The 8,132-nt window shown below is 59.3% G+C and carries 9 protein-coding genes; 8 read left to right on the plus strand and 1 reads right to left on the minus strand.

Annotated elements, in window-relative coordinates; translation table 11 throughout:
* Nucleotides 1-195, minus strand: a complete 195-nt coding sequence (locus tag HCK86_RS24315) for an HNH endonuclease signature motif containing protein (RefSeq protein WP_348641094.1) — start codon at nucleotides 193-195, stop codon at nucleotides 1-3.
* On the opposite strand from HCK86_RS24315, the gene HCK86_RS24320 reads away from it, so the two are divergent.
* The 8 genes from HCK86_RS24320 to HCK86_RS17450 all read left to right on the plus strand — a co-directional run.
* Nucleotides 115-921, plus strand: coding sequence for a hypothetical protein (locus HCK86_RS24320; RefSeq protein WP_348641095.1), 807 nt, complete (start codon nucleotides 115-117; stop codon nucleotides 919-921). The two genes, HCK86_RS24315 and HCK86_RS24320, sit on opposite strands and share 81 nt — an antisense overlap.
* A complete protein-coding gene (locus tag HCK86_RS17420; RefSeq protein ID WP_176085747.1) occupies nucleotides 918-2,156 on the plus strand; it encodes a P4 alpha zinc-binding domain-containing protein in 1,239 nt (412 codons plus the stop codon). The genes HCK86_RS24320 and HCK86_RS17420 overlap by 4 nt, the downstream gene beginning before the upstream one ends.
* A complete protein-coding gene (locus tag HCK86_RS17425; protein WP_176085748.1) occupies nucleotides 2,149-4,158 on the plus strand; it encodes a phage/plasmid primase, P4 family in 2,010 nt (669 codons plus the stop codon). The genes HCK86_RS17420 and HCK86_RS17425 overlap by 8 nt, the downstream gene beginning before the upstream one ends.
* Complete coding sequence (locus HCK86_RS17430; protein ID WP_176085749.1) at nucleotides 4,158-4,388, plus strand: hypothetical protein; 231 nt, start codon at nucleotides 4,158-4,160, stop codon at nucleotides 4,386-4,388. The genes HCK86_RS17425 and HCK86_RS17430 overlap by 1 nt, the downstream gene beginning before the upstream one ends.
* A gap of 204 nt (nucleotides 4,389-4,592) precedes the next feature.
* Entirely contained in the window at nucleotides 4,593-5,390 is a 798-nt protein-coding gene (locus tag HCK86_RS17435) for a hypothetical protein (protein WP_176085750.1), read from the plus strand.
* A 529-nt stretch (nucleotides 5,391-5,919) separates the two neighbouring features.
* Nucleotides 5,920-6,663 carry a hypothetical protein gene (locus HCK86_RS17440; RefSeq protein ID WP_176085751.1) on the plus strand — a complete coding sequence of 248 codons (744 nt, stop codon included), beginning with the start codon at nucleotides 5,920-5,922 and terminating at the stop codon, nucleotides 6,661-6,663.
* A 139-nt stretch (nucleotides 6,664-6,802) separates the two neighbouring features.
* The gene (locus tag HCK86_RS17445) at nucleotides 6,803-7,516 is read left to right on the plus strand and encodes a hypothetical protein (RefSeq protein ID WP_176085752.1); all 714 of its coding nucleotides are present in this window, start codon (nucleotides 6,803-6,805) and stop codon (nucleotides 7,514-7,516) included.
* A partial coding sequence (locus HCK86_RS17450; RefSeq protein WP_176085753.1) for a phage terminase large subunit family protein occupies nucleotides 7,479-8,132 on the plus strand: 654 nt, incomplete at its 3' end. The genes HCK86_RS17445 and HCK86_RS17450, both read left to right, overlap by 38 nt.

Genomic DNA, 8,132 nt, shown 5'->3' on the forward strand with positions numbered 1-8,132 from the left:
TTAGCGAAAATCGGGCTCAATTGCCCTCATTCGCGTGACCAGGCTCTGATTGTATTCTGTGGCGTCTCGCCCGAAATGCACTCGCCTGTGGCAATTGGGACAAAGAGAAATCACGTGGGCCGGATGATCAGGCCCCCCATCGCTCAATCGACGCAGATGGTGTGGCTCAAGATAAGGTTCCCCATCTGGCTTGATGAATGGTGCTTCTTCTCCGCAACCTTCGCACTGACCTTTTGCACGCGCCAATACATAGGTACGGACCGCTTTGCTTCGATCATAGACATTCACAGTTTGACGTTGAGCGGGCTTGTTCTCAAGCCGAATTGCGGCGCGCGCGCGGTCTTTCAGTTGAAGAAGGTCAGCATTGGGGTCGAGATCGGTACTATTATCCGCTGCAACAACCGCTTCAAGCCACCTCAATTCGAAGACTATGGCTTGCCGCATTACGCCGCGGCTATCTGGCGCTTCACGCCAATGATGGCCACTGTAGACCATCTGGCCCAGGAAGCGCACGCCATGCTTTTCTTTTTCGAAAAGCAGAAGATCCTTTCCGTCTATCCAATGGTCACGAATTGCGCGGTTTCCACTTTTGAAAACCATATCGCCTTCGGAGCCTCTGCCGAAATACTCGAATACTCCGTCGTCACGAAGTTCATCGTGGTAGCCGTTTTTTATACCTGGTTTACCCGTGAAAATCACGATCAGCTGATGTTCTGTAAAAGTGACAATACCGTCCCGCTGGCTCCCCTTAAAGCGCGCGTGAATATCGTTTCGGCGGTTATAGACTTGCCCGCGCTTGAAACCCCAGTTCATTCATTCCCCCATCAAAGTTCGAAGGTGCATTCAACATCGCGCCGCCTAGCTTGTCGAGCTGGTTTGTTCTGGAGCCTACGTGATGATTCCTTGGAGACTTGCGTATGACAGAGCTGATTGAAGCCTTTGTTGAAGAGGCGCGCGCGGTCTCGCTTGCTGTCGCTGCCGTCCAGTTTTCCCGCATGGCTGCGCGGGGCGCCGAATGGACCGGGGCCTGCCCGGTGATGGGCGGCAAGGATGCCTATGCCGTCAATGTGGTCAAGGGCGTCTGGAATTGCCGCAAATGCGGGGCCGGCGGGCATGATGCCATTTCTCTTGCCGCCCATGAATGTGGTTTCGATCTTTCCTGCCGTTCGGGCTTTCTCGGCGCCTGCGCCGAAGTACTTGGCCGCCCGGTTCCCGATGGGGCGGGCGAAGAAAGCGAGGCGGAGCGTGCCGCGCGTGAGGCGAGACTGGCGAAGGCGCGGGCGGAAGCCGAGGAGCGCGCGGCACTGGCTGACAAGCGGAAACAGTATTTTCGTGAGAGGGCGATGCACAAGGCGCGTGGCATCTATTTCGGTGCTGCCCTGGTGATGCCGGGCGAGGGGCTGGAACTGCGCGAATATCTGCGGCTTCGCACTGGTCACGACATGCCTGAAGCGGTGTTTGAAAGCATCCGTTGCGATCTGCGCCATACCTATTGGCACGGCGTCGATCCATTTGGACGCCCAGCCCACATCTATACGGGCACAGCGATGATTGCGCCGTTCATTGATCTCACTGGCAAGGTCTACGGCTGCCATGAGACTTGGATCGACCTCGAGGTCGAGCCAAAGCGCCGGCCGGTGATCCTTGATGAGGATGGCGTGTCCCTTCCGACCAAGAAAATGCAGGGGCTGCATAAGGGCATGCTGATCCCGGTGCTGGGTGATCTGCGCTGCTGCCGCTGGGTGGTGGCTGAGGGGATTGAGAACGTTGCAGCCGTTGCCGGCCTGGAACGCTTTCGCGATGACACCTTCTATTGCGCAGCGGGGTCGCTGGGCAATCTGGCGGGCCCTGCGGCGTCGAAGGAAAAGCATCCGAGCGAGAAGCGGATCGACAAGCGCGGATTTGAGCGCCCGGTGTTCGTTGATGGCCCCTTGCCGAAAGCGGATGCGGATCCCGCCTCCGCCTTTCAGGTGCCGGATCACGTTGACGACCTGGTGCTGATTGCTGACGGCGACAGCGAGCGGTTGATGACGGCTTTCGCGATGAAGCGGGCAGAGCTGCGGCTTTCTGCTCCCGGCCGCGTGGTGACGACCGATTGGCCGCCACAGGGCGCCGGCGATTTTTCTGAACTTTGCATGGAACTGGTCGATGGCTGACAAGAACAAGACGGGCGGCCTGTCGCCAGAAGCACGTGCTGCGATTGCCGAAATGGAGGCAAAGCGGGCCGCCTATTCCAATAACCCGGACCCTTTGCCGATTGCTGAGCCAGAAGCGGCAGAACCGTCCCTGACGCTTTCGTCTGAAGAGCTGACGGAAGAATGCGCGGGCGAGCCGGAAACTGACATCGGCAATGGCCGCCGCTTCGTCTCGCGTTTCGGTGACCGGGCGCTGAACGTCATCAATGTGGGCTGGCATGGCTTTGATGGCATGCGCTGGAAGGAAGATCCGGCCGGATCAATCGTGCGCTCCTGGGCGCATCGCACCGCCGAATTTATCGATGACGAAGCCATCATGCTCGATTGCTCTGACGATGAGCGGGCCAAGATCGACGCTGGCCGGCTGGCACGGGAGCGTATGCGCGCCATGGGCAAGCCCCCGGCCGTGAATGACGATGCCGGCGGCGAACGTCTGCGCCATCTTGAAAGCCTGATCGCTGATGCCGGGGAGGCTGAAAAGGAACGGGTGCGCCTCGGCCCTGCCAAGCAGGACTGGGAAGACGAACAGCATGAAGCGCTCGCCGCAATCAAGGTGCGGATCAGGAAAGGCCGCGATGCGGAACGCGAAAAGCGCAAACTGGTTGATGCGACCGCCTCCTGGTCCTCGGAAGACTATGCCGAATATGGACGGCTGGAGAAGGATGTGGCGGCACTGGAGGAGGTTGAGGAAAACCGCAAGGGGCGCATGTCCTCGCGGCACAATCACGCCAAATCCTCCTGCTCGACCAACAAGCTGAACTGCATGCTGAGCGAGGCCATACCGTATCTTTCGCGGGAGGTGAGCGCGTTCAACCGCGACTATTATGCGATCAACTGCCAGACAGGCACGCTGCGTTTCATCTGCGATGAGATTGACGGCAAGCGCCAGTGGAAGGCGCGGCTTGACCCGCATCGCTCCGGAGACCTGATCAGTAAACTGGCTGAAGTGGAATTGAAGGGCGAGGCCATGGCTCCCGTCTTCGAACGGTTCTTTCAGCAGGTCATGCCGAATGCCGATCTGCGCGCCTATATTCAGCGCTATATGGGCTATTGCCTGCTGGGCCTGACCACCGAACAGTGCCTTTTGTTCTTCTATGGCGCCGGGCGGAACGGCAAATCGACCTTTGTCGACCTCATGGTCGAGATCCTTGGCGACTATGCGGTTTCCATGTCGATCGACAGCTTTGCCGGTGACAAGCGGCGCTCTGGTGCAGAAGCCACGCCGGATCTCGCCCGCCTGCCGGGCGCGCGTCTGGTGGCGGCATCCGAGCCGGAAATGGGCGTGCATCTCAAAGACGCGCTGGTGAAAAGCCTGACGGGCGGCGAGGTGATCGCGGTGCGGCGGCTCAATCAGGACTTCTTTGAGCTGGTCCCACAATTCAAGATCATTCTTTCCGGCAACCACAAGCCGATTATCCGCGATGATAGCGACGGGATCTGGCGGCGTGTGAAGCTGGTGCCGTGGGATGTGCAAATTCCTGAAAGCGATGTTGACCGGGATCTGCCGCGCAAGCTGCGCGCCGAAAAGGCTGGCATCTTTGCCTGGATGGTGCGTGGGGCGCTCGACTATCTCCAGCGCGGGCTGATGGAGCCGGAAGGCATTTCAGCGGCAACGCGGGAATACCGCGAAGAGAACGATCCGCTCGGTGCATTCGTGCGCGGCGCCTGCATCGTGACCGGATCCGACAGCGACAAGGAAAGCCCGCTCGATTTGTTCAACGCCTATTCGCGATTTGCGCGGCGGGAAGGGCTCTCCGAGTTCAAGCAGGCGACCTTTACCAAGCGTTTCCCAGATCAGGCGCGGAAGAACTGGCAGGGCGAGGACGGCATGATGCACATGTTCCGCAAGGGCAAGGCCTCGGCCACCTTCTATTACGGGATCCGTATTCGTGACGAATTCCGTGAACAGGCCGGTGTGGCGCCGCTCCATCGCGACGACGAACCGCTGCCGGAGCCCTTCTGATGCTCGCTGAACCCGGACCCTTTGCCAAATCTGAACCGCCATTTTCGGCATTTGCGGGCGTGCCTGCCCGCATGTGGGAAGGACAACGGGAGGAATGGGAGGCTACGGGCGGCAAAAGCGAATTACCTTCCCGGCCAAAAGGTTTGGAAAATCAATGGGTTTGGAAGCTAGGGAAGGTAGGGAGGCAAATTGCGACCCTACGCATGACGCGCGCGCGTGAATTGAATTGAACCTCTGCGGCGAGGGCCGCGCTTTTAAAAAACAGTTCACGGCTTCGCACATGTAGAGGGTGATTACTTATCTTCCCTAGCCTCCCTATCGTCCCACAGGGACGGAATTATCTAATGAAAACAATAAATATAAGAAGCGGCTTATGGGAGGCAAAATTGAAAGATGGGAAGCAAACGGCAAATCCGGGAAGGAAATGGGACGCAATGACAAAACTGACGATCAAAGAGCTTCTGACCTGGGCTTTCACGGAAGAGCTTTGCAAGGAAGGGGCAGGGCCTAAGGCTTTTCTCGGCCCGGCCATGATCAAGAGTGCATGGTCGGCCATGTCGGAAGTGGAGACTTTGGGCACGATGGTGGACCGCTCGCCCAATGGCTTTGGCGTGATCCCGATTGATATTGATCTCGGTGAGCCGCATGAGGATGCGCTGAAGGTTGCCGAGGCGGTGAAGGCGTTGACGCGGCATGGCTTCGATATTCCTGACGGCTGGCAGCCCTTCCCGGAATGGGATGATGAGCGTGGGCTGATCGCGGCCGAGGTGGCTCGGGTGCTGGTGCATGAAAAGCTGCGCGGCGAGCGCCAGACCGGACGTCACGCCTATAACCTGATCGTCACCTGTGCGGTGCTGAAGCGTGGGCCTGACTGGTTTGCCGAGCGGCCGGCAGAGAAGATGATCATGCGGCTGGGCAAACCCGCATGGTTCATGATGAAGCAATCGAAGGACCGCTTCGGCAAGATCCACCGGCTTGAGGTTGATGGCTATGATCGCCGGGCGCAGCGCCCGAAGAAAGGCGCCTATCGCCGCTATGAGCTGGATGGCTCGCTTCGGGGTGCCATCGCCGCACGGATCGACTGGCTGGTCTGGCAGGCGGCGCTCAAGATACTGGAGCGTGAGCTTGGGGGCGAGCTGTCGCGACACAGTCTGGTGTCGATGAAACACGACACAGCACCATGGTTAGGTGTTGCGTCTGTATCGAATCAAGATATTGAAATGACAGCATAATTTATGCGTCACTTTTTCCTTGATCGACAGCAGCTGTTTGACATAGCTTGAGCACACTGAAAAAGATCAGAAAACACCCGCTTCGGCAGCCGCCTGAGCGGGTTTTGTTTTTGACGGTGGTAATAGCCGTACTTATTGCCTGTATTGGTTGTTTTTGCTATCTTTACACTACCTTCTTGAGCCTGGGACAGAGGTCCCCAAATTCGCCGACGCCCCCATGACGGCGAACGGGTGCGAGTGCTCTGAAGGCCCCTGAGAGAGGCGGCCATACCCCCATGGTCGCCTCTCATTTTAGGTTTTGCAGTTTAGGCCGATGCCTTAAATGTTGATTTACTAAAATACAAACTGAGTAACTACGTCAGCTTGTCTTTTGGTAGGTCGTGGCGTACCCATGGGTTCGATTTCAGTATTCATTTGACGACCTTGGCGCAGAGACCTGATGTTGTGCCATGGTTTTACGAAATCTTACGGCGCACCCTGATTTTTAGGACGGCGCCCGTCTGGCAAATGCCAGACGGGCTATTTGCTTATGCTTTCAGCCCACATTGATATCGACCTTTCCCGCTTCGAGGCGAAGATGACCTCGGTGCAACGCGAGCTTCTGCCGAAGGCGGAAGTGCTGGCGTTGAACTGGCTGGCCTACGACGCCATGCGGGAGGTGAAGGCGCGGATGAAGACGGTGTTTGACCGGCCGACGCCTTACGCGGTGCGTGGCATCGTCTACGACAACGCGACTTTGGCGAATCGGAACTCTGCCGTTGTCGCGACGGGTGACCGCACGAAAGGCGGTCTTCCGGCCACGGCCTTCCTCGGCCCGGAGATTGAGGGCGGTATGCGCGGGCACAAGGCGTTTGAACAACAGCTGATCGGGCGCGGGCTGATGCGGCGCAATGAGGTTGCCGTGCCAGCAAGACAGACGCCGCTCGACCGATACGGCAACATGACGCAAGGCTTTCTGAACCGCGTCATGCGTGATCTGAAGATCGACTATCGTGGTTCGGGCACCACCCGTGTGTCGAAAGACAGCAAGCGGCGGAAGCGCAAGGCCAAGGCCTATCAGTTCTTCGTGCCTGAGGGGCGGTCTGATCTGGCACGGGGCATCTGGTTCTCGGGCCGTGCGCCGGATCGCGGCTTCTATCCGGTCATCCTGTTTGTCACGGCCACGGCCTACACCGAACGGCTGAAGCTGAACGAGATCGTCGCCGAGGTAGTGCGGGCCAAGATGGATCGCACCTTTGAACGGGCATTCCGCAAGACCTTCGCCAAGCACTGACGGCGGGGCTTCAGCCCCTCGGCAAAATGTCGCGGGTCCTTCCTGGGGCCGGTCACCACGCGGGTATTTGGCACCGCGCGGTCTGGCCAGTCTGAGCCGGATTTTTGAGCCTAAAGTCCAAGCCTAAACTAAAGACAGGGTGAGTTTAGCCACCATGGAAGCCATGCCGGAGAGCATGACCAAGGCCGCCTTTGCAGCGCTGATTGCTGTCTCGCCCGGCCGGGTCTCGCAATATCTAAGCGCCGGGCAGATCCATGGCGATGCGATCGAGGGCGAGGGGCGCTTTGCCCGGATCCGTCCTGGTCCAGCCATCGCCCAGCTCGGCCTTTCAATCGATCCCGCGCAAGGATTTGGCGCCAACGGGAAAGCAGCGACAGCCACAGTTCGCAAACAGGCTGACTTCCCCCGTGCCGAAGCACGGCCGGGCGGGGCGGGGCAATTGCCGCTCCGCCCGCCGTCACCCGAGGAGGATCTGGCCGAGCTTCTCGCCCGCGAGCGGCTGCAACAGCAAAAATACAAGACCGCCCAGATGGCGCGGCAGGAACGTGAAGAGGCGGGCATTTATGTCCGCACGGAAGACGCAAAGCGCGAGGCCGGCCGGGGGATCTCGGAAGCCTTCAAGGTGATGGAGCAGGGGCTGCCGGATCTGGCAACGACGCTTTCTGAAGAGTTCGGCCTGCCGCAGCGGGACCTGCAAAAGGCACTGACCCGCAAATGGCGGTCGATCCGGCAGGCCGCAGCGGAGGCGTTCCGCGCCATCAGGGACAAGACCCCGGAGACGCTTGAAGCGCCGGATGACGAGGACATGCCAGATCATGACGATCCTGTTCAACCCGCTGCGGCTGATCTATGAGGCGCTGGCGGAAGTCTGCGAACCACCGCCACCGGTCGACTATCTCGCCTGGGCAAAGGACAACATCGTCTTCTCCGAGCGGATCTCGGCCTTTCCCGGCCCTTATCGCGAGGATATGTTTCCATTCTTCTCAGAGATCCTGAAGGCGCTTTCGCCGGATGATCCCTGTTCGATTGTCTCGCTGGCCAAATCCGCCCAGGTCGGTGGCACGGTGCTGGCAAACATCTTCCTGCTCGGTACGCTGGAACTCGACCCCTGCGACTTCCTCTATGTCCACCCGACAGAGGAAAACGCCTCGCGCTGGTCGAAGACCAAGCTGATGCCGCTGTTACGCGAGACGACCTCGGTCAGAGCATTGTTTGCCGATGGCAGCCGCGACGGTGGCAATTCGATCCTCTACAAGGAACGGATCGACGGGCGCGGGGCGGTGCAGGCGGCGGGTGCCAATTCGGCGGCCGGCCTGTCGATGATCTCGCCGCGCGCCCAGGTGCAGGATGATCTTGCCAAATGGGGGATGAATGAAGCCGGTGACCCGGAGGTGCAGGCCGACAGCCGGTCGAAGGCCTTCTTCAATCGCAAGGTCTTCAAGATCTCGACCCCGCTGATTGCACCGGGC

Source organism: Martelella sp. HB161492, from assembly GCF_013184775.1.
Lineage (GTDB): Bacteria > Pseudomonadota > Alphaproteobacteria > Rhizobiales > Rhizobiaceae > Martelella.